Genomic DNA, 25,234 nt, shown 5'->3' with positions numbered 1-25,234 from the left:
GCGCACGGGGACCCGGAGGTGCCCGGGGTCTCGCGCGGGTTCCGGCGCGACCGGCGGCACAAGATGCTGGGCGGTGTGTGCGCGGGGCTCGGGCGGCAGTGCGACATGGACCCGGTGATCTTCCGGATCGCGCTCGCGGTGCTCTCGGCGACCGGCGGCCTCGGCCTCATCTTCTACGGCTTCGCCTGGCTCTTCGTCGCGTACGACGACGAGGAGGAGAACGAGGTGCGCAAGCTCCTCACCGGCCGCGTGGACGGCCATGCGCTGGCCGCCGTGCTGTTCGCCCTGGTCGGGTGCGGGGTGTTCCTGTCCATGCTGAACAACAGCGGCGTGCTGACCTTCGCGGCGACGCTCGCGCTGCTGCTCGCGGGCGCCGGCTACTGGTCGCGGCAGCGCGGCGCGCACGACCCCGACCCGCTCGCGGCCCAGGCCGTCGCCGACGCCCCGCCGGAGGCCCAGGCCCCGCCCGTGCCCGCCTCCTTCCCCTCCTGGTGGCGGGAGCCCATCGTCAAGGACGGCACGTACGAGGGCGGCACGGGCTATCTGTGGGGCCCCCGGGGCGCGCGGGAGCGGGACATCGCGGCGGCGGTCACCATCGCGCGCGGCGGCGGTTCCGGCAGGGATCCGCGGTCGCGGGAGGCCACCCCGCGCGGCTCCCGCTGGATCGGCGGCTGGGTGTTCCTGCTGGCCCTCGTCGCGGGCGGGCTCGGTACGGGCCTGACCTGGGAGGACCACGCGCTCGGCACCAGCCTGCAGACCGGTCTGGCCTGTGCGCTCGTCGTGATCGGCCTGGGCATAGCGGTGAGCGCGTTCCTCGGGCGCACGGGAGCGGGGTCGGTCTTCCTCGCGATCGTCACGGCGGCCCTGCTGGCCTGTTCGGCGGCACTGCCGAAGGACATCAGCACCCATTGGGTGCGCACGGACTGGGCGCCGGCCACGGCGTCCGCCGTGCTGGACGACTACAACGTCGGCACGGGCGTCGGCACACTCGATCTCAGTCGGATCGACCTCAAGAAGGGCCAGACGGTGACGACGAACGCCGAGGTGGGCATGGGGCAGCTCAAGGTGGTCGTCCCGAAGGACGCGACGGTGAAGCTGCTCATCGAGGTGGGTGTCGGTGACATCCAGTTGCCGGGCGACGACAAGCAGGACGTGGACGTGGCTCCCGGCAAGCACAAGGAGCTGACCCTCGCGCCCGCGGACGGGAGCAAGGACGGCGGCACGCTCGACCTCACGCTCGAAGTCGGAATCGGACAGGCGGAGGTGGCCCGTGCTACGTCATGAGTTCCAGCCCGGCCGGCTCGTCGCGGGCCTCTTCCTCACCCTCACGGGGGTCGTCTACGCCGGCGACGCGGGCGGCCTCTGGGAGACCCCGTGGTTCGCGGTGATCCCGCTCACCAGTGCGGGGCTGTGCCTGGCGGCCCTGGCGGGCAGCGCTGCGCACGGACTGCGGCGTCAGCGCGGCGACCGCCGTGAGCTGCCCGGGCGGGACGACAAGCGCGTCCGGAGCTGAGCCCCGGACGCGCGGAATGCCGTACCCCGGCGGGGGCGGGTGGCTAGTAGGCGCCCGTCCGGTGCCTGCGCCGGGAGCGGATCATGGCGTCCACGGAGAACACCGACGCACCGGCCAGTACGAGGGGCAGCCACGCCATCAGGTAGGGGAGGTCGTTGCCGTAGTAGTACGGGTCCGAGGCCCAGCTCACCGTCAGCCAGAGGCTGAGCGAGATCAGCGCCCCGCCGAACGCGGCGAGGCGGGTCAGGAGGCCGATCAGGGTGCCGATCCCCACGGCGAGTTCGCCCAGGGCGATGGCGTAGCCGAAGCCGACGGGGTTCTTGAGGGACAGGTCGACGAGGGCGGGAATGGCCGACGAGTCACGGACCGCGCGCATCATGTCGCCGATCGAGCCCGCCCCGGCGTCGGACATGAAGGCACTGTCGGTGAGCTTGTCCAGCCCCGCGTAGATGAAGGTGACACCGAGGAAGACCCGCAGGGGAAGCAGCGCGTACCGGGTGGCGGTTCCCCGCCAGTCGCCGCCGCCGTCGTCCGTGTACCCGGAGTGTGTGTCCATCCGCATGCCGTGAGCCATAGCCCTCCGCCACCTCTCGAGCGCGCCGAACGGTTCACCCCTCAACAGACAATACGTACGACTGCGAGTCCCCGCTCAAGACGGGACGCACAAATTTTCACCACGTCCGCCCGAACGTCCCTTTTGAGCCTCGATGGCCCGGTGGCCCGGTGGGGGTTCCGCCGACGCGGCCGGTCGCCCGGCGAGGGGCCGACCGGGTGTCCCGGGCGGCCCGGGGGAGATGCCCTCAGTCCGTCACGTCGATCTCCACCCGGTTCGTCTCCACCCCGGCCGCGGTGACGACCTGCACCTCGACCCGCCCCGGTTCCACGTCCGCGGGCACCGGCACGGTGAGCACCGCGTCGGACGGGTTGCTGAACCCTCCGGGCACCGGCACCAGCGGTACATGCACGTGCACCGCGCCGATCCGCACCACCATCCGGGACAGCCGGTCCGCGCTCTGCGCCCCGGGCGGCACGAACCCGGCGCCCCTGATCTCGATGTCGTCCCCGGTCCGGATCGGCGCGTCCAGGTCCCCGGCCTCGCGCGCCCGCACGACCGAGAGGATCACCGGCCGCCCGCCCTCGGCGTACTTCCCGGCGACATAGGTGGCGGCCGACACCAGTACCACCACCGCGAGACCCCACGGGAGGTCCGGCAGCTGGTCGGGCCGCCGCGCCAGCCGTACCGCCGCGAACACCAGCGCGACGGAGCCCAGTACGACGTACTGCGTGTCCGCGAAGCTTCCGCGGCCGGAGTCGTCGGTCAGCAGGTCGGCGGCCCGGGGCCGGTCGGCCCGTACCTTCTGCAGCCGCTGTCCGAGAACCCTCAGCCCCACCACCCGCCGCACCAGGACGGCGATCCCGCACACGACGGCGAGGACGGTCACGATGCCCGCGCCCCGGGCCAGTTCGAGCCCTTCGATCAGGGCGTCCCGCTCCGTGTGCGAGGACGCTCCGGCCAGCCGTCCCGCCAGCACCAGCACCGCGTAGACGACGAACAGGACCCAGCCCGCGGCCATCACACGGGAGGTGGACAGCCGGTTGTCCTCACCGATGACCGGCGCCAGCACCCCGCCGCGCGCCCGGTGCAGCCACGAGGCCGCGGTCAGCAGCCCGCCCACGACGACCGCGGCGAGCAGCCCGGCGGTGCGCGCGGACGTCCAGCCCGCCCCGATCGCGGTGAGTGCCTGCACGAGCAGCAGGATTCCCACGAAGCCCCACACGGCCATGACGGTCCGCCGCCACACGAGGCCGAGCCACACCTCTCCCTCGGCCCGTCCGCGTTCGGCGACGAGGTCCGCGGACTGGGTCAGCGCGTCGGACACCCACTGCCGGGACGCCCCGGCCGAGTGCGCGACCGCGGCGGGCAGCCCGTGGCCCGACGCCAGTTCGTCGCGCTTGGAGAGGAACGCGGCGACGGCCCGCCGATGGCCCTCGCGCGCCCCGTGCGGACAGCCCCCGCAGGTGCAGCCGCCCTCGTGCGCGCCCCGACCGGCTCCCCGGCCGGGGTCACGCCCCATGCCCTGTCCAGCCTCCTGCACCGCCACGCCCGTTGCCGCCTTCCGCACCGCTCCGTCGAAAACCTGATCGGGCGTACAACCGCCCACCGCACATCTGCGCAGCCGCACAACTGCCTTGCGACGACAGCGCATTGTGCCGTACCCCACACCCCCCGCAACCGCCAGGTCTGGTCAGCGCGGGTGAACCGCCCACCCCCGTGTTGACCCGGCTGCGAGAATTTCCGCATGGCCGAGATCATCCAGCGCGACGGGACCTGGGCCTTCGACGGCAGCACGGTCCGGATCACCCCGGGACTGCACCGTTCCGTGCCGCTGTTCCGGCAGACGTACGGGGAGGTCGCCGTGCCCCTCGAAGCGGTCTCGGGGGTCGTCTACGAGCCCGAGCGCAAGCGCGGCCGCCTGCGTCTGAGGCTGCGCGAGGGCGCCGACCCGCTGCTCCAGGCGACCGGAGGCCGGCTGCCCGACGCGGCCGATCCGTACCGGCTGGCGGTGGACATCGACCGCTCGGGCGTCGCCGAGTACGTCGCCGAGGAGATCCGCCACGCGCTGCTCCTCGAACAGGTCCCCGAGGAAGCCACCGGGACGTACCTCCTGCCCGGCCCGCCCGTGCCCGTCTCGGTCCGCTCCAGCGACGGCACGGTGTCCTTCGACGGCGCCCAGGTCCGTATCGACTGGAGCGACACCTCGGACCGGGTGAAGCGGGCGACGGGCCCTCGCATCATCGGCCTGCCGGATCTCGTGCGGGTGGAGTGGCTGCCCAACTCCGGTTACGAGGACGGTTTCCTGCGGTTCGTGACCCACGACTCGGTGTTCTCCAAACTGCCGCCGGAGAAGGACCCGTTCGCCCTCGACCTGTGGGGCAGCACGCGGCGCGACCTGCTCACCGCCCTCGTCGCCACCGCGGTCATGGCCCGTCTCCCGCACCCGTCCACCCGGGCCGGCGACCAGACACAGGGTGATCCGCCGCGCCTGCCGTCCGCCCCCGGCGACGCCGCTCGGTCCCGGCCGTCCCCGCGGGACGACCACGACGTCCTGCTGCGCCGGCTGCGGGAGCTGGGCGAACTGCACCGCGACGGCGTGCTCACCGACGAGGAGTTCGCTACGACGAAGGCGGCCGTGCTGCGCGGGTTCTAGGACCGGGACGGTCACTCGCTCGGGGCGGTTCACGGCATCGTCAGGACAGCAGGTCCGGCTCGCTGCGGCTGATGTCCTGCCACAGCGGCTGGTAGTTGATCCACGCGACCAGGTCCCCGCCGAGCTGCTCCCGGGTGGCGACCGCCTGCTTGTGGTCGATCAGCACGGGGCGCCCCGCCGCGCACGCGGTCAGCTGCACCTGGCAGGACCGCTCCATCGACAGGAACCACCAGGCCGCCGCGTCCACCGAGTCGCCGACCGTCAGCAGCCCGTGGTTGCGCAGCACGAGCGCCTTGCACGAGCCGAGCGCGGCGGCGATCCGCCGTCCCTCCTCGGCGTCCACGGCGACGCCCGAGTACGCGTCGTAGAGCGCGTGGTCCTCGTAGAACGCGCAGCTCTCCTGGGTGATCGGGTCGAGCAGGTCGCCGAGCGCGGACAGCGCGCGCCCGTTGACCGAGTGGCAGTGGGCGACCGCGACGACGTCGGGACGGGCCGCGTGCACCTGGGCGTGCACGGTGAACGCGGCCTGGTTCACGTGGTAGCGGCCTTCGAGCACCTGCCCCTCGCCGTTGGCCATCACGAGATCACCGACGGTGACGTGCTTGAACGGCATCCCGAACGGGTTGACCCAGAAGCAGTCGCTGTACTCCGGGTCGCGTGCGGTGATGTGGCCGGAGACCCCGTCCTCGAAACCGAGCCGGCCGAAGAGCCTGAGCGCGCCCGCCAGCCGTTCCTTGCGGTGCCGGCGCTCGTCGTCGAGCGACTCGTGCATGGGCGGCATGGCGAACCGCAGCCGGTCGGTGGGAAGGGGCAGGGGCGGGGTGGGCCCGTGCATATGTCCTCCAGCCCTGAGGAACGGACTCCGTACGTGGTTACGGGCGGGAAGTTACCGGCGGTCCGCGCAGGAAAACAGAGATGCAGGAGAAGAGAGTGCACAACCGTTGTACGGGGTTACTGGTCTGCCTGACTGGAACACCGATCGGTCGGGCACCTGCACCGACGCCCCCTGGAGGACCCCCTTGCGCAGTAACCCCCACACGCTGCGCGGACCGCGCCCCGCGACCGCATGCCCCGCCCGCCCATGAAGAGAACCGAGCGCCTCATCGCGGACATGCTCCGACAGGTCGCCACACGCGACGTGGTCGTCCTGGACGACCCCGGCGGGTCCCCCCGCCGCCTCGCCTCACTCACCTACATCGCCGTCCAGTACGGCTTCCGGTACGAGGAGACGAGCAGACTCGGCCAGACACTTCAGGTCCGGCTGGTCCGTGACCCGCGCCCCGAGGCCCGCGAGCGCAGTACGGCGGCTCTCGGCCGGCTCGCCGCGGGCCGCGCCCCGGGCATGCGGCCGGGCACGCTCAAGCCCCTGCCGGACGTGGCACCGGCGGTGGGACTGCTCAGGACCCGTATCGAGTTCGACGCCCTGGCCGACGACCTCGACTGGCGTCGCAAGGCCGTCTTCATGACCGCCAGCGCGGCCCTGATGGCTCTGTTGCTGATCCCGGCGGGCTGGAGGGCGTCTCTAGCCGCGAGCGCCACCATGGCTGCGGCGTTCACGGTCGTCCTGCGCCTGGAGGTGTTACGGAGGGACCGGCTCGCCCGGCGCCTGCGGTCGGCGGGGCTGATCTGAGGCTCTTTCCCGCCGGAAGGGCGACAGCGGATGTCGGGTATCGGCGCCAGACTCCTCGTATGACTCGGACGACGCCGAACTGGGCAGCCTTCATCACCGCGGAACCGGACCTCGCGAGGACGGTCGAGGAACGGTTCGCGGCCTTCACCCACCACGTCGTGGCGACCCTGCGCAAGGACGGGTCGCCCCGCACCTGCGGTCTGGAGGTGCGTTTCGCGCGGGGGGAGCTGTGGCTCGGCATGATGCCGGACTCCCTCAAGGCGCTGGACCTGCGCCGCGACCCGCGCTTCGCCCTGCAGGCGAACCCGGGTCCCGGCACGGAGATGGGTGGCGGCGACGTACGGATCGCGGGCCGGGCCGTCGAGGTCCACGACCCGGCGGACCGGGCCCGGTACGCCGAAGAGGCGGAACCGCCGGAGCCGTTCCACCTCTTCCGCACCGAGCTGACGGAGGTCGTACGGACCTACGTCGAGGACGACACGTATCTGGTCGTCGAGATCTGGAAACCCGGAGTGCCGGTGCGCACGCTCAAGCGGACCTGAGCCCCCCGGGCCATGGGGTGGGGCTACTCCCACTCGATGGTGCCCGGCGGCTTCGACGTCACGTCGAGGACCACCCGGTTGACGTCCGCGACCTCGTTGGTGATGCGCGTCGAGATCTTCGCGAGGACGTCGTACGGCAGGCGCGACCAGTCGGCGGTCATCGCGTCCTCGGAGGACACGGGCCGCAGCACGATCGGGTGGCCGTAGGTGCGGCCGTCGCCCTGGACGCCGACGGAGCGCACGTCGGCGAGCAGCACGACCGGGCACTGCCAGATGTCACGGTCGAGGCCGGCGGCCGTCAGCTCCTCGCGGGCGATGGCGTCCGCTTCGCGGAGCAGGTCGAGCCGCTCCTTGGTGACCTCGCCGACGATCCGGATGCCGAGACCCGGACCGGGGAACGGCTGGCGCTGGACGATCTCCTCGGGCAGGCCGAGCTCCTGGCCGACCATCCGCACCTCGTCCTTGAAGAGCTTGCGGAGCGGCTCGATCAGCTCGAACTCGAGGTCCTCCGGCAGCCCGCCCACATTGTGGTGGGACTTGATGTTGGCGGTGCCGGTGCCGCCACCGGACTCGACGACGTCCGGGTAGAGCGTGCCCTGGACGAGGAACGCCACCTCCGGGCCCTCGTCCGCGATGATCTCCGCCTGGGCCTGCTCGAAGACCCGGATGAACTCTCGGCCGATGATCTTCCGCTTCTCCTCGGGGTCGCTGACTCCCTTGAGGGCGGTGAGGAAGCGCTCCTCGGCGTCGACGACCTTCAGCTGTACGCCGGTGGCCGCGACGAAGTCCTTCTCGACCTGCTCGGTCTCGCCCTGGCGCATCAGACCGTGGTCGACGTACACGCAGGTCAGCTGGGTGCCGATGGCCTTCTGCACGAGGGCCGCGGCGACCGCCGAGTCCACTCCGCCGGACAGGCCGCAGATGGCGCGCCGGTCGCCGACCTGCTCGCGGATCAGTGCCACCTGCTCGTCGATGACGCTCCCGGTGGTCCAGGACGGGGTCAGGCCCGCGCCCCGGTACAGGAAGTGTTCGAGCACCTGCTGGCCGTGCGTGGAGTGCATGACCTCGGGGTGGTACTGGACCCCGTACAGCTTCTTCTCGTCGTTCTCGAAGGCGGCGACCGGGACGACGTCCGTGGACGCCGTCACCGAGAAGCCCTCGGGGGCGGCGCTGCACGCGTCGCCGTGCGACATCCAGACGGGCTGCTCGTCCGGGGTGCCCTCGAAGAGGGTCGAGCCCGGCTTGGAGACGTGCAGCGGCGTACGGCCGTACTCGCGGGCGCCCGTGTTGTCGACCGTGCCGCCGAGGGTGGTCGCCATGAGCTGGAAGCCGTAGCACATGCCGAAGACGGGGATGCCGGCCTCGAAGAGCGCGCGGTCCAGGCGGGGCGCGCCTTCCGCGTACACCGACGAGGGGCCGCCGGAGAGGATGATCGCCGCCGGGTTCTTGGCGAGGATCTCGTCGACCGGCATGGTGCTCGGGACGATCTCGCTGTAGACCCGGGCCTCACGGACTCGGCGGGCGATGAGCTGGGCGTACTGCGCGCCGAAGTCGACGACCAGCACGGTGTCGGGGGCGACGGGGGACACTTCTGGCACGGTCTGCCTTCCGGCGGTTCAACGGGCTGTGGTTCCGAGTCTAACGGGGGTCGCGGGGCGGGCGCCCACGGGTGAAAAAGGGCGTCTCAGTATCCGAACCGGGTTGGAGCGCGCCGTCCGCCCGGGCATACTGCTCCCATGCTCACGCACCAGACCTTCGTCTTTACCTATGGCAACCGGCCCACCGGCTGCCATGGTCGTGCTGCTTGAGCAACTGACAAGCGACTTCCCAGGCGCCCCGGGCCGACAAGGCCCGGGGCGCCTGCGTTTTCCGGACCTTGCCGCTCCGGGGCACCCCACTCGAAGAGGAGCCCACGAGATGAGCACAGTCACCACGGACCCGGCCGGCGCGACGGACAGGACCGGCGCCCGTACCGAGGAGGCCGCCGGCGTGATCACCGGCGCCCGCGAACGCATCGACGCGCTCGACGACCGGATCATCGGCCTGGTCCAGGAACGCATGGCCGTCTCGGCCGTCATCCAGGAGGCCCGGATGACGTCGGGCGGCCGCCGGGTGAACCTGTCGCGCGAGATGGAGGTGCTCGGCCACTACAGGGACGCCCTGGGCAAGCCCGGCACCTCGCTCGCGATGACCCTGCTGGAGCTGTGCCGGGGCCGGGTCTGAGGCCGCGTACGGCAGCGCGTACGACACCCGGGTACGACATCCGCGTACGACGGACGTCCGGTGCACGCACGTGCCCATGCCCTCTCACCCGTACGACGCGTGACCGTCCCGCGCGGGGCTTCGTTGGTCCGGTGTCCGTGTCAGCCAGGGGCGGGCCCGAAGAACCACGCGTGGCTCCGCTGGGACGATGAGGCGTACGGACGTACGCCGTGGGACCTCGTCCCAGAGAAGTGACCGGTCGGCAGGGGACAGCAGCCCGGTCACCCAAGAGACGGCCGGCTCCGGGGACGCCCGGAGCCGGCCGGCGGAATCTGCACAAGGGCGGCCGAAACGGTTGCGGAGGCCGCGGCCCGTCGAGCACGATGCCTGGAACAAACCCGAGTCCCTGCGCCCCACCGCATCGCACCGCCCCACCGCCATTGGTCGACACCACGTGCGCGCCCCGCGTGCGCCGGGGCGCCGACCGGCGGACGAGCCGACCAAGCGGCGCTACCCCCCGGCGCCGCCTCCAAGGCACCGGCGCTGCCCTGACGTCGGTGCTGACCACGAAGGGCCCCGCGGATCGTCCCGCGGGGCCCTTCGCCCGTCCCGGCGGGCCGTCAGTCCGCCGCTTTCCCCAGCTTGGCGAGTTGCGCCTCGACGAGTTCGTCCGGCACCTCGACCTCGTCCGCGTCCAGCATGTTCATCGAGCTGAAGGCCACCAGCGTCGTCCCGTCCCGGACGACCGTGTACGCGGCGGGCACCTCAGCCCCCTCGATCGAGGCGACCAGCCTGAACGCGACGGACTCGTCGCCCAGGTCCGGGCCCGCCAGCGCCTTCACGTCCTTGTAGTCGTAGCCGGTGTGCCGGTACGCGGTGCAGTTCCCGGTCGCCGAACGCAGCCCCGCGATCACCTCGTCGGCCTCGCCGGGCTCGTACGACAGGAGGGTGAGCGTGGTCACCGAGGCGTTCGTCTCGTCCTTCGGGATGATGCCGCGGCTGACTCCGGCGGCCGACGGGGGGTCGGTGGTGAAGAGGAACATGTCGGCGACCGCCTGGCACGTCGCCGGTTTCGCCGGGACGGACTGTCCCAGCAGGTCCGCGCCCTCCGACGCCTTGACCTCGAAGTCCTTGACGTCACCCGTCACGAGTGCGGCCTTCTTCAACTGCGCCTCGCTCAGGGGCCCGTCCGCTCCGCCCGCCTCCGGGGTGGCCTCGGCGCGCCGGGTGGGTGTCTTCTTCTCGCCCGCGTCCGCCGTCCGTGAGCCCGCCGCCGAGGGCGAGGCCTTCCCGTCTCCCGCCGTACCGCCCGCGCCGCACGCCGCGGTGCCGCCGAGGGCGGCCACGACCGAAGCGGCCACCAGGGGCCGCGCGATCCTTGTCCGCATCCTGATCCTGATCCCGATCCTGTTCATCATGTCCGCGACACGGTCCCACACGTCTCCGAGTCGGACCCGCCGATGTCCCGGCTGCGGTCGTACGGGTCGGTGGTGGGCCCGCTCGGCGGGGCGCCCGTGGGAGTGGAGTCCGAGTCGAACTGCGGGTGCAGGAAGCCGTCGTAGATGTCGCAGGCGGAGTTGGAGAGGTCCTGGTCGTGGCGGATGACCATGAGCCTGCCCGGGGTCGCCCGGTACTTCGCCGGGTCCGCGAGTTCCAGGTCGAGGACCCGGCGGACGATGGTGCGGGTGACCTCGGTGGAGTCCGGGTCGGCCGGGGCCAGCGCGTAGACGAAGGTGTAGTCGGCGTGGATGGCGACGGATCCGTCCCGGGCCGCCTTGAAGGTCGTCCGGCCGCGGGTCTTGACCACGTCACCGACGAGCCGCACCTCGTCCGGGTCGAAACGGCTGAAGAGCCAGAGCGGGTCGTTGTCCTTGCCGGGCTCGCGCAGCCACGACTTCGCGTCGTCGAGCATCTCGGGCTGCTGGGGGTCGAGAACCTTGTCGAGCACGGTCTCGGGCCGGCCGCCGAGCAGCGTCTTACGGTCCAGGTTCGCGTCGACGAGCAGGGACTTGGTCCGCTCCAGGGCCTGGGCGACCTGGTCCTTCGAGAAGGAACCGACCGGCTTCGCGTCCGGCAGGACGATCCCGGCGGCGCCGTCGGCGTAGCGCAGGGCCGGGGAGCCCGCGAAGGGCCTGTCCAGGGTGGGGGTGCCGGGCGTGGAACCCGGGGCGGTGGTCTCCGGCGCGGTCTCCTCGGGCAGCGAGGGCGCGGACCGCGAGCCCGAGTCCGAGTCCGTGCCGAAGGGGTCGCCCGGCAGCAGGGACGGCTTCATGGCCACCACGGCCACCACGACGGCGAGCGGGATGCCGATGATCGCCCACATCCTGCGGCGCCGGGCGGCACGCCCGTTCATCTCCTGCCAGGCAGGACCCGTACGCCAGCCCGGGGGCAGCTCGCCGCGCGCCTCCTGCTGACGCAGCCGCTCGGTCACCATGCGGGCGCGCGCGGAGGGCTCCTTGGGTGCCTCGGAGGTCCGGATGTCCCGCTCGCTGTCCTGGACGAACCGCTCCCACATCTCGTCCGGTATGGACTCCCCGGACTCCTCGGGCTCCCCGGGTGACTTCTCGGACGGCTTCTCGGCCACGGCGCTCGCGCCTCTCCCCCATCGTCGGCCCGGGGGCCGGCTTGCTGACGACTTGCTGTCCGGCCTGATCGACAGCCAAACGAGGGTCAGTTCTAAGGCGTGGGCGGGGCAGTTCACAAGTCGATCCCGGGTGTGACCCAGCCCACATAAGAATTCTGTGAGTACGAGGACAACCCTTCACAGGAGTCACAGGTCTCACTTGCGGAACCAACGGCCATACCCGTGCCCGGCACGCGGAGGCCTCCCGAATCTCGTGCCGCGACGTTGCGGCGCACCTGACTTTCCGAGGTCTTCATGAAGCTTCGCCGTGTCATGGCCGCTGCGGCCACGACGGCTGTCATAGCCCCGCTCGCGCTGCTGTCGGCTCCGGCCGCGTTCGCCGACGGGACCACGCCCACCGAGACGTCGACCGCGTCCACGACGCCGACCGTGACGGCGACCAGCACCGAGACCACGACGCCCAGCGCGACGCCCACCACGACGCCGCCGAGCACCGAGATCCCCTCGGGCACGCCGACCCCGAGCACCAGCACGACGGCCACCACGACGCCGTCGACGACGCCCGGGCCGAGCGAGGAGCCGACCGACCCGGACGTCCCGTACTGCGAGGACCTCGACGAGAACTACGGCGACGCCAAGGTCTCCGCGGACATCAAGGGTCTGCCCGGCAAGATCGTCGCGGGCGACGGCTTCCACAACTTCAACCTGGTCGTCACCAACGAGTCGAAGGCCGACATCAAGGGTGTCGCCTTCTACGCCGAGATCGAGAACTACGAGCTCGACGAGGCGAAGTTCCTGAGCCCGTACGTCACGCTGGAGTTCAAGAACACCGAGTCCGGCAAGTGGGAGCGGATCGGCGACGAGAACTGGGCCGGTGACTACTTCTTCTATGTCGAGTCCCTGAAGGCGAAGGCGAGCGAGAAGGTCGGCCTGCGCTTCAGCGTCGACAAGGGTGCTCCGGCCGGTGACTCGTACTCCTTCGGCTCCGGTGCCTACCTGGACAACGTCAAGGACCAGGACTGCATCGCCGAGGGCTGGGCGCAGTACGACTTCGAGGTCCTGAAGGCCGGCTCCACCAACCCGAAGCCGGGTACCGCCAAGCCGAGCGACGGCGACAAGGACCCGGTGAAGAAGCCGCAGGGCAACGTCTCCGAGCTGCCGACCGGCAACCTCGCCGAGACGGGCTCCAACTCCGCCCTGCCGACCATCGGTCTCGTCGGCGGTGTCGCCCTCGTCGCCGGTGCGGGCGCGGTGTTCGTCGCCCGTCGCCGCAAGTCCGGCGCCGACGCGTAAGCGCTCCGCTCGGAGCGTGTGATGCGTCTGCGGGCCGGTGGGGGGCCGGTCACGCAGTTCCCCGCGCCCCTTGGGGCGCGGACGCGTAAGGCGTAATGCGCTTCACGCAAGAAACGAAGGACCTGCGCTCGGAGGGGGGCGCAGGTCCTTCGTCGTTTCCCGGCGGTACGGGGTGCGTCGCCGTTACTTCTTCGGGGGCATCGCGGGCATGCCGAGGAACGGCAGCCGCAGCGCGCCGAAGGCGTCCGCGGGCACGGCGGGCGAGAGCGGCTCGACCGGCTTCAGCCGCTCGTAGGCGGCTCCGGACGCCGGACGCGGGTCGGTCTCGCCCTTGTTGGGCCAGTACGACATCGCGCGCTCGGCCTGTGCGGTGATGGTCAGGGACGGGTTCACACCCAGGTTCGCCGTGATCGCGGCACCGTCGACCACGGAGATACCCGGATGCCCGTACAGCCGGTGGTAGGGGTCGATGACACCCTCGTCCGCGGACGCGCCGATCGGGCAGCCGCCCAGGAAGTGGGCGGTCAGCGGGGTGCCCATCAGCTCGCCGACGTTCGAACCGGCGAAGCCGTTGATCTCCGCGGCGATCGCGGAGGCGCCCTCCGAAGCCGCCCTGATCTGCTTCGGGTTGGGCGCCCCGTGGCCCTGGCGTGACGTGAGCAGGCCCTTGCCCGCGCCCTTCGGCTTCAGGTACGTCGTCAGGGAGTTGTCGAGGGACTGCATCACCAGGCCGATGATCGTGCGCTCGGACCAGCGGCGGTTGGAGAGCGAGCGCGCCACCAGGGCGGGGTGCCGCACCGCGTTGAGCAGCCAGCCGAGAACCCTCGACGAGCCTTCCGTGTAGGGGACCTGGAGGATCGACAGGCCGCCCATCGAGTTCGACCCCCGGCCGTAACGGACGGGCTCGATGTGGGTGTTGGCGTCCGGATGGATCGAGGACGTGATCGCGACCCCGCGGGTGAAGTCGACCTTCGCCTCGCCGGTCACCTTGCGGTAGCGGCGGTCGCTGGTCTGCGCGCCGACCAGCGCCTCGGAGTTCGTACGGGTCAGCTCGCCCAGCCTCTTGGAGAGGTACGGCAGCTGGCCGCCCGCCTTCATGCGGTGCAGCAGGGTCTGCGTGCCGTACGTACCGGCCGCGAGGACGACCCGTCGTGCCGTGAAGACGCGCCCTTCGCCCTTGCGCCCGCGGTCCGTCGGGAGCGTCGCGACGGCGTACCCGCCCTGCGAGTCGTCCGTGACGGACACGGCGGTCGTCAGGGGGTGGACGACCGCGCCCGCTTTCTCGGCGAGGTACAGGTAGTTCTCGTTGAGGGTGTTCTTCGCGCCGTGCCGGCAGCCGGTCATGCACTCGCCGCACTCGGCGCACGCGCTGCGGGCCGGGCCCGCGCCGCCGAAGTACGGGTCGTCGACCTGCTGTCCCGGCCGCGCCTTCGCGGTCCCGTCGGCGTCCTCGCCGTCACCGAAGAAGACACCGACCGGCGCCATGTGGAAGGTGTCGCCCACGCCCATCCGCTGGGCGGCCGCCTTGAGATGGACGTCCGAGGGGGTCATGGTCGGGTTGAGCCGTACGCCGAGCATGCGCTGCGCCTGGTCGTAGTACGGCTTCAGCTCCGCCTGCCAGTCGGTGATGTCCTTCCACTGCGGGTCCTCGAAGAACGGCTTCGGGGGTACGTAGAGGGTGTTGGCGTAGTTCAGGGAACCGCCGCCCACACCCGCGCCCGCGAGCACCATGACGTTGCCCAGCAGATGGATGCGCTGGAGGCCGTACATGCCGAGCTTCGGCGCCCAGAGGTAGTTCCTGAGGTCCCAGGAGTTCTTGGGCAGCGTGTCGCGGGTGAAGCGGCGGCCCGCCTCCAGGACGCCCACGCGGTAGCCCTTCTCCGTGAGGCGCAGGGCGGTCACCGAGCCGCCGAAGCCCGATCCGACCACGATGACGTCGTAGTCGTAAGCGTCCTTGGGCACGTGTGCTCCTCGTCGAGTGTCCGTGCGGGTCATGTGGCAGGGCGCGCGGTTCCCCGCGCGCCCTGCGAGGGCCGGCCTACCTGAACCGGAATGCCTTCATCAGCCTCAGGCTGCGGCTCATGAACTGGGCGTACTTCTCGTCGTCCATGCCGAGGGACGGGGCCATCGGCAGCAGGCGCTGCTGGGCGACCGTCTGGGCCTCGGTGTACTTGAGGATGCCCTCGGAGCCGTGCCGGCGGCCGAGGCCGGAGTCCTTCATGCCGCCCATCGGCGACTGGACGCTGCCGTACGCGGGCGCGTAGCCCTCGTTGACGTTGACCGTCCCGGTGCGCAGCCGGGCCGCGACCTTGGCACCGCGGCGGCCGTCCTTCGTCCAGACCGACGAGTTGAGGCCGTACGCCGTGGAGTTGGCGGCCTCGATCACCTCGTCCTCGTCCTTGAACCGGTAGATGGACACGACCGGGCCGAAGGTCTCCTCGCCGCAGACCGCCATCGGCGCCTCGACGCCGTCGAGGATGGTGGGCTCGAAGAAGTACGGGCCGATGTCGGGGCGCGCGACACCGCCCGCGACGACCGTGGCCCCCTTGGCGACCGCCTCCTCGACGTGCCGGGTCACGGTCTCCAGCTGGCGCTCGCCGACCAGCGAGCCCATCTCGGCGCCGTACGCGAGGGACCTGCCGAGTCGCATCGCCCTGGTCCGCGCGGCGAACCGCTCCACGAAGGTGTCCGCGATCGACTCGTGGACGTACAACCGCTCGATGGAGATGCAGAGTTGGCCGGCCGACGAGAAGCAGGCGCGGACCGCGCCGGCCGCGGCCTTGTCGATGTCGGCGTCCGCCAGGACCAGCATGGCGTTCTTGCCGCCGAGTTCGAGGGAGACGCCGACCAGCCGGGCGGCCGCGCCCTGGGCGACCTGGCGGCCCGTGCGGGTGGAGCCGGTGAAGGAGACGTAGTCGGCGTGCTTGACGACCTCCGGGCCGACGACGGGGCCCTCGCCGAGGACGACCTGGAAGACGTCGGCCGGCAGGCCCGCCTCGATCAGCAGGTCACGGGCCCACAGGGCGGTGAGGCAGGTCTCGGTGTCGGGCTTCATCACGACGGCGTTGCCCGCGACGAAGGCGGGCAGCGCGTCACCGACGGAGAGTTCCAGCGGGTAGTTCCAGGGGGCGATCTGGCCGACGACGCCTCGCGGGTGGCGCAGCTCGGTGACCTTGGTGAGGGTCGGCATGGCGCCCGCGTGGCGCTTGGGGCGCAGGTAGAAGGGTGCCCGGCGGCCGTAGTGGCGGGCCGCGACGGCGACCGCCTGGACCTCCTCGTGGGCGTGCAGCCGGGCCTTGCCGGTCTCCAGCTGGATCAGGTCCAGCACCTCGGCCTGGCGGGCGAGCACGAGGTCGTGGAAGCGGAGGAGGACGGCCGCGCGCTGCCTGACCGGCACCTGGGCCCAGACCGCCTGGGCCGCGCGGGCCCGCTCGTAGGCCTTCTCGACGTCCTCCGGGGTGGACTCGGGCAGGTCGGCCAGCTTCTCGCCGGTGAACGGCGTGTGGTTGGCGGTCCGGCCCGAACCGGCGACGCCACGCGTGAGCTGTGCGATCAGCTCCGGCGTGACCACGTCAGCTGCCGTGCGGGCGCCCTCGGGGGCGGGCGCGAGGGGGTTGGTGCCGGTCTTTGCCGGGGCCTGTACCGGGGCCTGCGAGTCCGTCATGAGCCGCAGGGTATGCCCGCCCGGCCTCTTTGGGTACCCGGCGGTAATAGGGATTCACGGAGTACACACACGGCGCCAGTGATCACTGGCAACAAATGGCCTGATCAGGGCGTTGTCCGGCGATGATCAGGGCCGGGCCGACGAATCGGTGCGAATCGTCACGGCACGATCCGCAGACGGTCACGGGCCGTCCCCCAGGTCCCCTGGCAGCCGCGCCCCTTGCCCGCCACGTCCCCCCACGAGTCCGTCGGCGGCCCGCCGTACGACCCCAGTGCGATCCCATGCCGCCCGAGCCGGGCCCGTCGATGTCAGGCCGTGGGAGGGGTCCGGCCGCCGGGCAGGGGGCCCTTCCCGTGCGGCGACCGGTGCTTGGGGAGGGCCGTGCGTCCCACCGCCGCCGCGAGCTTGCGCAGCCGGCGCCAGTCCATGGGCGGCCTGGCCTCCGGCACGCCGGGGCGGTTCCCGGGCACGCGCACACGCAGAGCCCCGGGCTCGATCCGGCACCGTACCGGCGTGGGCAGGACGAGGGCCTCGCCGTCCACGCCGACCTCGATCCCGGGGCGGTCGGCGTCCACGACCACCTCACGGGCCGTCAGCACCGTGAGCCCGGTGGAGTGGCGCCCCAGGAGCAGGCCGGCGGCCTCGGCGGCGTTCTCGACCCGGATGCCGAGGACGCCCAGCACACCGGACTCCAGCCGTTCGCGGTAGCCGAGCCCCGCCGGATCGTCCATGCGGTAGGGGTTGTTGCTCACGAGGAGTGCCTGGGGCGCGTCGACGACGGCCGCCGCGGCGCCGTCCGTCTCCTCCACCCGGGCGGTCAGCCGGGGCCCCCGCTCGTGCGTCAGCAGCTCGGGCAGCAGCTCCAGCGTCGTACGGACCTTGTCGTCCCGGTACGCGGGGCTCTGCACGACGACGGCGTACGCCCCGAACGAGGCGTTGTTGACGAAGGGGTACGTGTCGGCGAAGCCGAGGTCGACGCGGAGTTCGACCCCCGCGTCGGTGAGCGCGTCGAGGGAGGCGGCCGGGTCGTCGCGGTCGAGCCCGAGGTCCATGGCGAAGTGGTTCCGCGTCCCGGCACAGACCACGAGGAACGGCACGTCGTGCTCCGCGGCGACGGCGGCGACGAGCGCCTGCGTACCGTCCCCGCCCGCGACGCCGAGCAGGTCGGCCCCGTCCGCGACGGCCCGCCGGGCGAGTTCGGTCACGTCCTCCTGCCGTTCGGCGTCGAGGAGATGGACACGCGCCCCGAGCCTCTCCGCCTTCTCCTTCAGCCCGAACCGCTCGACCTTTCCGCCTCCGGACCGCGGATTCATGATGAGGAAGGCCCTGGTGGGGGCGGGAGTCCGGTACTCCGCCACGCTCACGGCGTGCGACTTGGTGCTGCTGAGCGCGAACTTCCCGGCCCAGAGGGCGAAACACCACAGCGTCAGTGACACGACGACGACCCACAGCAGGTTCGCGGCGGCGAAGATCCAGACGACGGCCGCGGGTGTCGCGAGGGCGAGGACCGCGGCCGCCGCCCGGGCCGTGCCCCGCAGGGTCAGCACCCACCACAGCGCGGCCACGGTGACCGCCGTGCCGAACACCCCGACCGCGACGAGCAGCAGGCTCGCGGCCCTCGCGTACCCGAGCGGCAGCAGCACGGCGAGACCGGTGGCGCCCAGTGCGCCGCGCGCCGCCCACCGCTGCCGGGCATGCGCCCGCCCGTCAAGATCCAGGCCCACGCCCGCCGCCTCTCTCCACGTCAGGGGCAGCAGTATGCCCTCCCTGACCCGACTTGACGTTTCCTTGACCGCCGCACAGACTCCAGCTCCACCCCGATAACTCCGAAGGAATATTCGAATAATGAAGAGATTCGCGCTGCCGCGTACCGGCGCCGCCGCCGTCGTGTCGGTCCTCTCGCTCGCCCTGGTGACCGGGTGCTCCGACAGCGGCTCCGACGGCGCGTCGGACTCGGGTTCGGGCTCCGGCGACAAGGCCGGGACCAAGGAACCGGCCGCGGCAGCGAAGGTCCTGAGCGACAGTGAGCTGGAGAAGCTCATCATCGCCACGGCGGACGTCAAGGGCTTCAAGGTCGGTCCGGCCGACGGGGCCGAGCAGTTCGCCTCCTCCAAGAAGGACATCAAGGTCGTCGACGAGAAGTGCGCGCCTCTCGTGTACGTCCTCACCGGTTTCGCGCCGGGCGATTCGGCCTCCTACGTCAACCGCATGGCCCAGGAGGACCCCACGGCCAAGCCGAGCGCGTCCCCCACCAAGGACATGGAGGACATGACCGAGGAGGAGCTCGACGAAGCGATGAACTCGATCACCGACGCCCTCGGTTCGACGGTGAGCATCGTCTCGCTCTCCTCGTACGAGGGGGACGGCGCGAAGGAGACCATGGCATCGGTCTCCGCCGCGATCGACGGCTGTGGCGGCGGCTTCACGGCGACGGCGAAGGGCGAGCCCCAGAAGTTCAAGAAGATCGCGAGCGAGAAGGCGTCCGGCAGCGGCGACGAGTCACTCGCGTTCGCGGCGACCGCGGACACCGACGGTGACCCGGTCGTGCACGCGGAGGTCGCGCGGCACGGGAGCACGGTCGCCACGTACTTCACGTTCAGCCTGGCTGCCTTCGCCGACGACGCGAAGGTCTCCGACTACGCGGTGCCGGCCGCCCTGATCAAGGCCCAGACGGCCAAGCTCGGCTGACCGGACGCCGGTTGACGGCAGCGGGAGACCGACGCGGGGGCGGGTCCGGGCGCACCGGCCCGCCCCCGCGCCGGTTCCCTCACCGTCGGTTCACAGCTTGTCGATGTCCAGGTTCGCGATGGCCGTCCTCGCGACCTCGCGTCCCCGCTCGGTGAAGTCGCCCCTGCCCGGGTAGCCGATCATGAGCTTGTACATGTCGCCCGACCTGGTCTTGTAGTACAGCAGCTGGATCTCGCGCGGCCGCGGGGCGTCGGAGTCCAGGCTGGAGTAGACGATGGTGTTCCGGGCGGCCTTGCGGTCCTTGTACGTGGCGTTGTCGGGCGTGCTCTTCGGCGTCGGATCGGCGTCCATGCCGAGGGCGTAGGCGCCGCTCTTCTTGTAGGTGGCATCGTCGTCGTACATCTCGGCCGGCGCCGAGGCGGCGATCTCGCCCGAGGCGTCCTCGCTCTTCCTGGCCAGCGACAGACTGACCCAGAGGGTGCCGCTCTGATCGGTGAACGTGACCCAGTGTTCCTCCGCCGGCGCATCGGCCTTGGGCACCGTCTTCTGGTAGCCGGCCGGGACCGCCACCGTCGCCCCCAGGGCCTTCACGTCCTCCTTCTTCCAGCCGTCCGGCAGCGGCCCGGCGAACGGGTCCGCGAGCACCACGTACGCTGCCACCACCGCCGCGACGACCACGGCGCCGATGCCGGCCCAGCCCTTGCGGCCGACCCGCAGCTGTCTCCTGGCGGGCGGCTCCGACCGGACGACCCGCGTGACCTCGGGCTCCGGCGGCCGTGCCGTCTGCTCCAGGAGCGCGCGTACCCGCGCGGCGTCCGGGCGGCGGGCCGGATCCTTGTCGAGGAGACCGTTGACCGCCTCGGCGAGCGGCCCCGTGGCCGTGCTGGGCGGCGCCGGCGTGGCGTTGAGGACGGACTGGAGCGTCGCGGGCGTGTTGCTGCGGCGGAACGGCGAGACGCCCTCCGTGGCCGCGTACAGGACCACGCCGAGCGACCAGAGGTCCGACGCCGGGCCCGGGCGCTGCCCCAACACCCGCTCGGGCGCGATGAACTCGGGCGAGCCGACGAAACCGCCCGTGTCCGTCAGATTCGTCTCGCCCTCGATCTGGGCGATGCCGAAGTCGGTGAGGACGACCCGGTCGCCCGTGCCGAGCAGCACGTTGTCCGGCTTGACGTCGCGGTGCAGGATGCCCGCCGTGTGCGCGGCCTCCAGCGCGCCGAGCACCTCGAGGCCGATTCTCGCCGCTTCGCGCGCGCCGAGCGTGCCCTCCTGGAGGGCGGCTCCGAGCGAACGGCCCCGGACCAGCTCCATCACGATCCACGGCCGGCCGTCCACGACCGCGACGTCGTGGACGTTGACGACGGCCGGGTGGTCGAGCCGCGCCGCGGCGCGCGCCTCGCGCCGCATCCGCTCGTAGACATTGGCTCGTTCACGTTCGGGAAGATGGTCGGGTACGCGGGGTTCCTTGACGGCGACCTCCCGGTCCACCGTCTCGTCCTTGGCCCGCCACACGGTGCCCATGCCGCCGTGGCCGAGCTTGTCGAGCAGCCGGTACCGCCCAGCGATGAGCCGGCCGCCGCCGGGCTCCTGGGGCGTCTGGCCTTCTTGGGGTGTCTGGCCTTCTCGGGGTGCCCGGGGCGTCTGGCGCTCTTGGGGTTCCTGGCGTTCCTGGGGTGCCTGGAATTCCTGGGGCGCCTGCTGTTCGGGCACGACCTGGGCAGGTGCGGCGTACGGATTCCCGGGGTACGGCACGGCGGCCGGCGGGCGCGGCGGTTGCAGACCGAAACTCGTTGGTTCGTCGGGACCGTAAGGGGCTCCCCCGTTGCTGCTCATGGGATCCATCCTTATCGTGGCAAGCGCTTCTGCTCCACCCTGGGCGCTTTCCGGTCACAGACCCGTGACGCACGGCGTTCCTTATGCGGCTTTTACGACATGTTCCTTTTACCCGAACGCCTCAGGAGTCCGTGCGGGCGAACGTGTCGACCGCGACGTCGAAGTACTCCCGCGCCTCCCGCGCGCTGCCGACCGGGGCCGACACCCACACGTCGTACATCCGGCCGTCCTCCTCCCAGCACAGATCGAACGTGTGCCGAGCACCCTCCACCTCGCTGAAGCCGTTCCAGGTGAACTGCCAGAGCGCGGCGGGGCGTCCGGAGCGGGTGGTCTCGGTGACACGGCCCTCGCGGTATCCGGGGTTCGTGTCCGGACCCCTGGCGTCCGCGCGCCCCATCACCGCGAGCGGGCCGCCCGGTTCCGGGTCGGACGTCTTGACGCCGATGCGGAAGACCTCGCCCGCCGACAGGTAGAAGATCCGCTCGCCCTGTTCCTCGCGGGTGAAGCCCTCGGGGACGGCGAGCGAGAAGCCCGCCGTGTCCTTGGCGAGGCGGTATCCCGCGGGCGCGGTGCGGCCTGTGGAGGTCGAGGGCCGGGTACGCGTGACGGTGACCGTGGGCGCGGGGCTCGCGGCGGGACTCGTGGTCGTGGCCGCCGTACGGGGTGAGGAGGCCGAACTCGACGGCGGAGCAGGCCCGTCGCCCTCGTCGTCCCGCATCAGCAACGCGGCCGCGGACACTCCCGCTCCGGCCATCGCCGCGACGAGGGCGGCCGCGATCAGCACGTTGCGCATCGACGTGGACACGGCCGCGGCGGGCCTCAGCGGAGGTGTCCCGGCCGGTTCGGGCGGTGGCGTCGGAGCCGGGGCGCCGGGCTCCCGCCGGGGTACGTCCCGCTGTGTCGGCGTGTATCCGGGCGGGACGGCCGGTGTGCGGCCCGTGTCGAGGAACGCCCGCAACAGCCTCTCGGCCTCCACCGCGTCGAGCCGCTGTTCGGGATCGCGCTCCAGCAGGCCCCGTACGACGGGGAGCAGGGGCGCGGCCGCGGCGGGCGGGCGTATCTCGTCGACCACCACCGCGTGCAGGATTCCGCCCAACGAGTCGCGGCGGAACGGCGATTCACCGCTCAGTGCCGTGCAGAGCAGTGCGCCGAGCGACCACAGGTCCGACTCGGGCCCGGTCCGGACCCCCGACATCCGCTCGGGTGCGGTGTACTCGGGCGAGCCCACGAACGACCCGCTCTCGGTGAGTGTCGTCGCGCCTGCGACCTGCGCGATCCCGAAGTCGGTGAGGACGACCCGGCCCTCCTCGGTGAGGAGTACGTTGGCGGGCTTCAGATCGCGGTGCAGGACCCCCGCGCCGTGGGCCTTGCGCAGCGCTCCGAGGAGGTCGATCCCCATCCGGGCCGCCTCGACGGCGCCGACGGGTCCGTACCGGGAGATCCGCTCGGCGAGCGAGCCCCCTTCGAGCAGATCCATGACGATGTACGGGCGTTCGTCCTGCTCGACGACGTCGTGCACGACGACGATGTGCGGATGCCGCAGTTGCGCGATGGCGCGTGCCTCGCGCAGTGTGCGCTCGCGCTGCAACCGGGACTCCTCCGCCGAGAGCGAGGTGTCGAGGGCGAGTTCCTTGACGGCCACCTGCCGGGCGAGCAACTGGTCCGTGGCCCGCCACACGACGCCCATGCCGCCCCGGCCGAGTCTGGCCTCCAGGCGGTAACGGCCCGCGATGACACGGGCGTTGTCCTCCGGTCTCTCCCCCTCGGTCCCCATGCGCCCCATCATGCCGCACCGGACGGGACCCTTCCGGGGCCACGTGTCCGGGGTGGCCGACAAGCGACGTACCCGCCCCCTCCCGGGCCCCGGGCCCCGGGAACGGGTCGGCGGTCGGCGGTCGGCGGTCGGCGGTCGGCGGTCGGCGGTCGGCGGTCGGCGGTCGGCGGTCGGCGGTCGGCGGTCGGCGGTCGGCGGGGAACTGCCTCCGCCCTGCCGGAGTCGAGCCCGAACGGCCGGGGCGTCATGCCGGCCCCGGCGTCACTCCCCGGCCGGCGGCCGCCACCCGCGCAGGATCGCGTCGAACTGTTCCTTCGCGGTGTCCCAGTCCGCGGCGGGCGCGGACATGTAGATCACGTACTCGACCCCGTCACGGCCGAGATACGCCTGCTCGATGGCCCGGCGCGGGCCGGGGAACTCCGTGTCCTTGGACAGCGCGGTCCAGGTGAAGTCCCACAGCGCCCCCGGCCGGTCCCGGAAGGTGTTGGCCTCCAGGCCGACCCGCCGGTAGTCGGTCAGCCGCTGCAACTGCTGTTCCAGGTCGACGAGATGCCGGTACGGGCTGTCGAAGTCCGGGGCGTCGTCGACGGCGATGCGCAGGAAGTGCTCCCCGCCGTCGGGCGAGTAGTCGATCTGGTCGTTGTCTACCTGCCGCTTCCAGCCCTTGGGCAGGACGAGGCTGAAGCCCTTGACGTCGTTGACCCGCTCCCAGCCGTCGGGCACGCCACCGGCCTGGGCCTCCCCGGTCTGCTTCCCGTCCCCCTCCGCCGAGGAGGTCGGTTTCGTGGAGGACCCGGTCGTGGGGGACGAGGAGGGGTCCGAGGAAGCCGACGTGCCGGCACCCCACCCGTTCGCGTACAGCATCGCCGCGGCGCCACCGCCTCCCACGAGCGCGGCCAGCAGCACGACCACGGCGAGGGTGTTCAGCCGGCGGCGGGCGGGCTGCCCCACCGCCGCCGGCTGACTCGCGGTGGCGACGGCCGGGTCGGCGGCGGGCCGGCCATGGCTGCCGTAGGTGTCGTGGGCGCCCGGCCCACCGTAGCCACCCTGCGGAACCTGGCTTCCCTGGGTCCCGTAGCCGCCGGGGTGACCATGAGCGCCGGGGTGGACGGCCCCCTGCGGCCCGGAAGCGACGCCCTGCCCGGGCCCGTAGGCACCCTGGGGACTCGGCCCGTACGCACCGACTCCCTGCCCGTACGTGCCCGCGGGCTCCGGCCCGCGCGTGCCCGGAGACTCCTGCCCGAACTGGCCCGAGGGCTGCTGCCCGTGCCCGCCCGAGGGCTCCTGCGGGTTGATCACGTGCTGCGTCGGCACATACGCCTGTGCCGAGTTCGGCGTGCGTCCCTCCGCGGCCTCGGCGAGCATCTGCTCGGCCTCCTCCGGGCCGGGCCGCCGGGCGGGATCCTTGCGCAGCAGCGCGGTGATGACGGAGGCGAGCGGGCCGGCGTGCTCCAGTTCGTCGGGCTCCTCGCCGACCACGGCCTGCATGGTGGTCAGGGGTGTCGTCCGCCGGAACGGCGACCTCCCCTCCACCGCCGTGTAGAGCGTCGCGCCCAGCGCCCACAGGTCGGCGGACGGGCCCGGGTCCTGGCCCCGGATACGCTCCGGCGCCAGATAGTCGACCGAGCCGACGATCTCACCGGTGCGCGTGATGGTCGTGTCCCCCTCGACCTGCGCGATCCCGAAGTCGGTGAGGAGCACGCGCCGGTCCTCGCAGAGCAGTACGTTGCCCGGCTTGACGTCGCGGTGCAGCACGCCGGCGGAGTGCGCGGCCCGCAACGCCCGCAGCACCCACAGCCCGACCCTCGCCGCCTCCCGCGGTTCGACGCGCCCGGACTCCTTGACGGCGTCGGCGAGCGAGTGCCCCTCGATCAGCTCCATCACGATCCACGGCCGGCCGTCGTGCTCCAGCACGTCGTGCACGGTGACGACGGCCGAGTGGTTGATGCGTGCCGCCGCCCGGGCCTCGGCCCTGGTACGGGCGAGGAGAACGGCCCGCTCGCTCTCGGACACGTACAGCGCGGCCGTCAGTTCCTTGATCGCGACGGCACGGTGCAGTACCTCGTCCCGCGCTCGCCACACCCGGCCCATGCCGCCACTGCCGATGGAGTCGGCGAGCCGGTAGCGGCCCGCCAGAAGCAGGCCCTGCATCTGATTCACGTTTCCCCGCAATGCTCTTGACAGGGTCAGACTAAGGACCGGTCCACGCGCAGGGAACCGGCGGGGTCCGACGGGGACAGCACTGTGACGGTTGCCGCGTACGTGAACGGGCCGTTGCCGCCCGGTGATCAGGCGTCGACCG

At 71.9% G+C, this 25,234-nt stretch carries 20 protein-coding genes; 8 read left to right on the top strand and 12 right to left on the bottom strand.

The features are described 5' to 3' along the window. Window positions 1-18: 18 nt before the first annotated feature. Window positions 19-1,284, top strand: coding sequence for a PspC domain-containing protein (locus KUF83_RS28580; RefSeq protein WP_217457859.1), 1,266 nt, complete (start codon window positions 19-21; stop codon window positions 1,282-1,284). After that, a complete protein-coding gene (locus KUF83_RS28575) occupies window positions 1,271-1,513 on the top strand; it encodes a hypothetical protein (protein ID WP_217457856.1) in 243 nt (80 codons plus the stop codon). Before KUF83_RS28580 ends, KUF83_RS28575 begins: the two co-directional genes overlap by 14 nt. Before the next feature lie 43 nt (window positions 1,514-1,556). On the opposite strand, the gene KUF83_RS28570 is transcribed toward KUF83_RS28575, so the two are convergent. Continuing rightward, a complete protein-coding gene (locus tag KUF83_RS28570) occupies window positions 1,557-2,075 on the bottom strand; it encodes a DoxX family protein (RefSeq protein WP_374106184.1) in 519 nt (172 codons plus the stop codon). 238 nt (window positions 2,076-2,313) lie between these two features. Next, complete coding sequence (locus tag KUF83_RS28565) at window positions 2,314-3,615, bottom strand: hypothetical protein (protein WP_217457854.1); 1,302 nt, start codon at window positions 3,613-3,615, stop codon at window positions 2,314-2,316. Window positions 3,616-3,813: 198 nt separating this feature from the next. On the opposite strand from KUF83_RS28565, the gene KUF83_RS28560 reads away from it, so the two are divergent. Then, complete coding sequence (locus KUF83_RS28560; RefSeq protein ID WP_217457853.1) at window positions 3,814-4,722, top strand: DUF4429 domain-containing protein; 909 nt, start codon at window positions 3,814-3,816, stop codon at window positions 4,720-4,722. Between the two features lie 40 nt (window positions 4,723-4,762). Here KUF83_RS28560 and KUF83_RS28555 read toward each other — a convergent pair whose 3' ends face one another. Then, on the bottom strand, window positions 4,763-5,557 hold the full coding sequence (locus KUF83_RS28555; RefSeq protein ID WP_217457852.1) for a class II aldolase/adducin family protein: 795 nt from the start codon (window positions 5,555-5,557) through the stop codon (window positions 4,763-4,765). Window positions 5,558-5,803: 246 nt separating this feature from the next. On the opposite strand from KUF83_RS28555, the gene KUF83_RS28550 reads away from it, so the two are divergent. Both KUF83_RS28550 and KUF83_RS28545 read left to right on the top strand, forming a co-directional pair. Further along, entirely contained in the window at window positions 5,804-6,352 is a 549-nt protein-coding gene (locus KUF83_RS28550; RefSeq protein WP_217457851.1) for a hypothetical protein, read from the top strand. 59 nt (window positions 6,353-6,411) lie between these two features. Continuing rightward, on the top strand, window positions 6,412-6,894 hold the full coding sequence (locus KUF83_RS28545) for a pyridoxamine 5'-phosphate oxidase family protein (RefSeq protein WP_217457850.1): 483 nt from the start codon (window positions 6,412-6,414) through the stop codon (window positions 6,892-6,894). A gap of 23 nt (window positions 6,895-6,917) precedes the next feature. On the opposite strand, the gene guaA is transcribed toward KUF83_RS28545, so the two are convergent. Then, a complete protein-coding gene (gene guaA / locus KUF83_RS28540; protein WP_217457849.1) occupies window positions 6,918-8,492 on the bottom strand; it encodes a glutamine-hydrolyzing GMP synthase in 1,575 nt (524 codons plus the stop codon). Between the two features lie 319 nt (window positions 8,493-8,811). Here guaA and KUF83_RS28535 point away from each other — a divergent pair, with 319 nt between their 5' ends. Next, window positions 8,812-9,117, top strand: coding sequence for a chorismate mutase (locus KUF83_RS28535; protein WP_217457848.1), 306 nt, complete (start codon window positions 8,812-8,814; stop codon window positions 9,115-9,117). 599 nt (window positions 9,118-9,716) lie between these two features. Here KUF83_RS28535 and KUF83_RS28530 read toward each other — a convergent pair. Together KUF83_RS28530 and KUF83_RS28525 are read right to left on the bottom strand one after the other, a co-directional pair. Next, entirely contained in the window at window positions 9,717-10,484 is a 768-nt protein-coding gene (locus KUF83_RS28530; RefSeq protein ID WP_217457847.1) for a hypothetical protein, read from the bottom strand. A gap of 26 nt (window positions 10,485-10,510) precedes the next feature. Next, window positions 10,511-11,680, bottom strand: coding sequence for a hypothetical protein (locus tag KUF83_RS28525; protein ID WP_217457846.1), 1,170 nt, complete (start codon window positions 11,678-11,680; stop codon window positions 10,511-10,513). 294 nt (window positions 11,681-11,974) lie between these two features. On the opposite strand from KUF83_RS28525, the gene KUF83_RS28520 reads away from it, so the two are divergent. Continuing rightward, on the top strand, window positions 11,975-12,973 hold the full coding sequence (locus tag KUF83_RS28520; RefSeq protein WP_217457845.1) for an LAETG motif-containing sortase-dependent surface protein: 999 nt from the start codon (window positions 11,975-11,977) through the stop codon (window positions 12,971-12,973). A 183-nt stretch (window positions 12,974-13,156) separates the two neighbouring features. On the opposite strand, the gene KUF83_RS28515 is transcribed toward KUF83_RS28520, so the two are convergent. The 3 genes from KUF83_RS28515 to KUF83_RS28505 form a co-directional block, all read right to left on the bottom strand. Then, a complete protein-coding gene (locus KUF83_RS28515; protein WP_308403176.1) occupies window positions 13,157-14,935 on the bottom strand; it encodes a GMC family oxidoreductase in 1,779 nt (592 codons plus the stop codon). 76 nt (window positions 14,936-15,011) lie between these two features. Next, window positions 15,012-16,637 (bottom strand): succinic semialdehyde dehydrogenase, encoded by a 1,626-nt coding sequence (locus KUF83_RS28510; RefSeq protein WP_217457843.1) that lies wholly within the window; start codon window positions 16,635-16,637, stop codon window positions 15,012-15,014. 308 nt (window positions 16,638-16,945) lie between these two features. After that, window positions 16,946-18,361 carry a diacylglycerol kinase family protein gene (locus KUF83_RS28505; RefSeq protein WP_217457842.1) on the bottom strand — a complete coding sequence of 472 codons (1,416 nt, stop codon included), beginning with the start codon at window positions 18,359-18,361 and terminating at the stop codon, window positions 16,946-16,948. A 121-nt stretch (window positions 18,362-18,482) separates the two neighbouring features. Between KUF83_RS28505 and KUF83_RS28500 the strand changes: the two genes are divergently transcribed. Continuing rightward, complete coding sequence (locus KUF83_RS28500; RefSeq protein WP_217457841.1) at window positions 18,483-19,325, top strand: hypothetical protein; 843 nt, start codon at window positions 18,483-18,485, stop codon at window positions 19,323-19,325. Between the two features lie 90 nt (window positions 19,326-19,415). On the opposite strand, the gene KUF83_RS28495 is transcribed toward KUF83_RS28500, so the two are convergent. From KUF83_RS28495 to KUF83_RS28485, 3 genes are all read right to left on the bottom strand, one after another. Then, the gene (locus KUF83_RS28495) at window positions 19,416-21,158 is read right to left on the bottom strand and encodes a protein kinase (RefSeq protein ID WP_217457840.1); all 1,743 of its coding nucleotides are present in this window, start codon (window positions 21,156-21,158) and stop codon (window positions 19,416-19,418) included. A gap of 121 nt (window positions 21,159-21,279) precedes the next feature. Then, on the bottom strand, window positions 21,280-22,932 hold the full coding sequence (locus KUF83_RS28490; protein WP_217457839.1) for a serine/threonine-protein kinase: 1,653 nt from the start codon (window positions 22,930-22,932) through the stop codon (window positions 21,280-21,282). Window positions 22,933-23,193: 261 nt separating this feature from the next. After that, window positions 23,194-25,083 carry a serine/threonine-protein kinase gene (locus KUF83_RS28485; protein WP_217457838.1) on the bottom strand — a complete coding sequence of 630 codons (1,890 nt, stop codon included), beginning with the start codon at window positions 25,081-25,083 and terminating at the stop codon, window positions 23,194-23,196. Between the last annotated feature and the right edge of the window lie 151 nt (window positions 25,084-25,234).

The organism is Streptomyces sp. BV286 (genome assembly GCF_019090165.1).
In the GTDB taxonomy this organism is placed as follows: domain Bacteria; phylum Actinomycetota; class Actinomycetes; order Streptomycetales; family Streptomycetaceae; genus Streptomyces.
This window is presented reverse-complemented; position numbering and strand designations above follow the sequence as displayed.

Bases quoted from the DNA above. Each gene is read 5' to 3' on its own strand.
- KUF83_RS28495 (WP_217457840.1), bottom strand. From the start codon at position 21,158: ATGAGCAGCAACGGGGGAGCCCCTTACGGTCCCGACGAACCAACGAGT.
- KUF83_RS28545 (WP_217457850.1), top strand. From the start codon at position 6,412: ATGACTCGGACGACGCCGAACTGGGCAGCCTTCATCACCGCGGAACCG.
- KUF83_RS28530 (WP_217457847.1), bottom strand. From the start codon at position 10,484: ATGCGGACAAGGATCGCGCGGCCCCTGGTGGCCGCTTCGGTCGTGGCC.
- KUF83_RS28500 (WP_217457841.1), top strand. From the start codon at position 18,483: ATGAAGAGATTCGCGCTGCCGCGTACCGGCGCCGCCGCCGTCGTGTCG.
- KUF83_RS28510 (WP_217457843.1), bottom strand. From the start codon at position 16,637: ATGACGGACTCGCAGGCCCCGGTACAGGCCCCGGCAAAGACCGGCACC.
- KUF83_RS28560 (WP_217457853.1), top strand. From the start codon at position 3,814: ATGGCCGAGATCATCCAGCGCGACGGGACCTGGGCCTTCGACGGCAGC.
- KUF83_RS28550 (WP_217457851.1), top strand. From the start codon at position 5,804: ATGAAGAGAACCGAGCGCCTCATCGCGGACATGCTCCGACAGGTCGCC.
- KUF83_RS28555 (WP_217457852.1), bottom strand. From the start codon at position 5,557: ATGCACGGGCCCACCCCGCCCCTGCCCCTTCCCACCGACCGGCTGCGG.
- KUF83_RS28485 (WP_217457838.1), bottom strand. From the start codon at position 25,083: ATGCAGGGCCTGCTTCTGGCGGGCCGCTACCGGCTCGCCGACTCCATC.
- KUF83_RS28490 (WP_217457839.1), bottom strand. From the start codon at position 22,932: ATGGGGACCGAGGGGGAGAGACCGGAGGACAACGCCCGTGTCATCGCG.
- KUF83_RS28570 (WP_374106184.1), bottom strand. From the start codon at position 2,075: ATGCGGATGGACACACACTCCGGGTACACGGACGACGGCGGCGGCGAC.
- KUF83_RS28535 (WP_217457848.1), top strand. From the start codon at position 8,812: ATGAGCACAGTCACCACGGACCCGGCCGGCGCGACGGACAGGACCGGC.
- KUF83_RS28520 (WP_217457845.1), top strand. From the start codon at position 11,975: ATGAAGCTTCGCCGTGTCATGGCCGCTGCGGCCACGACGGCTGTCATA.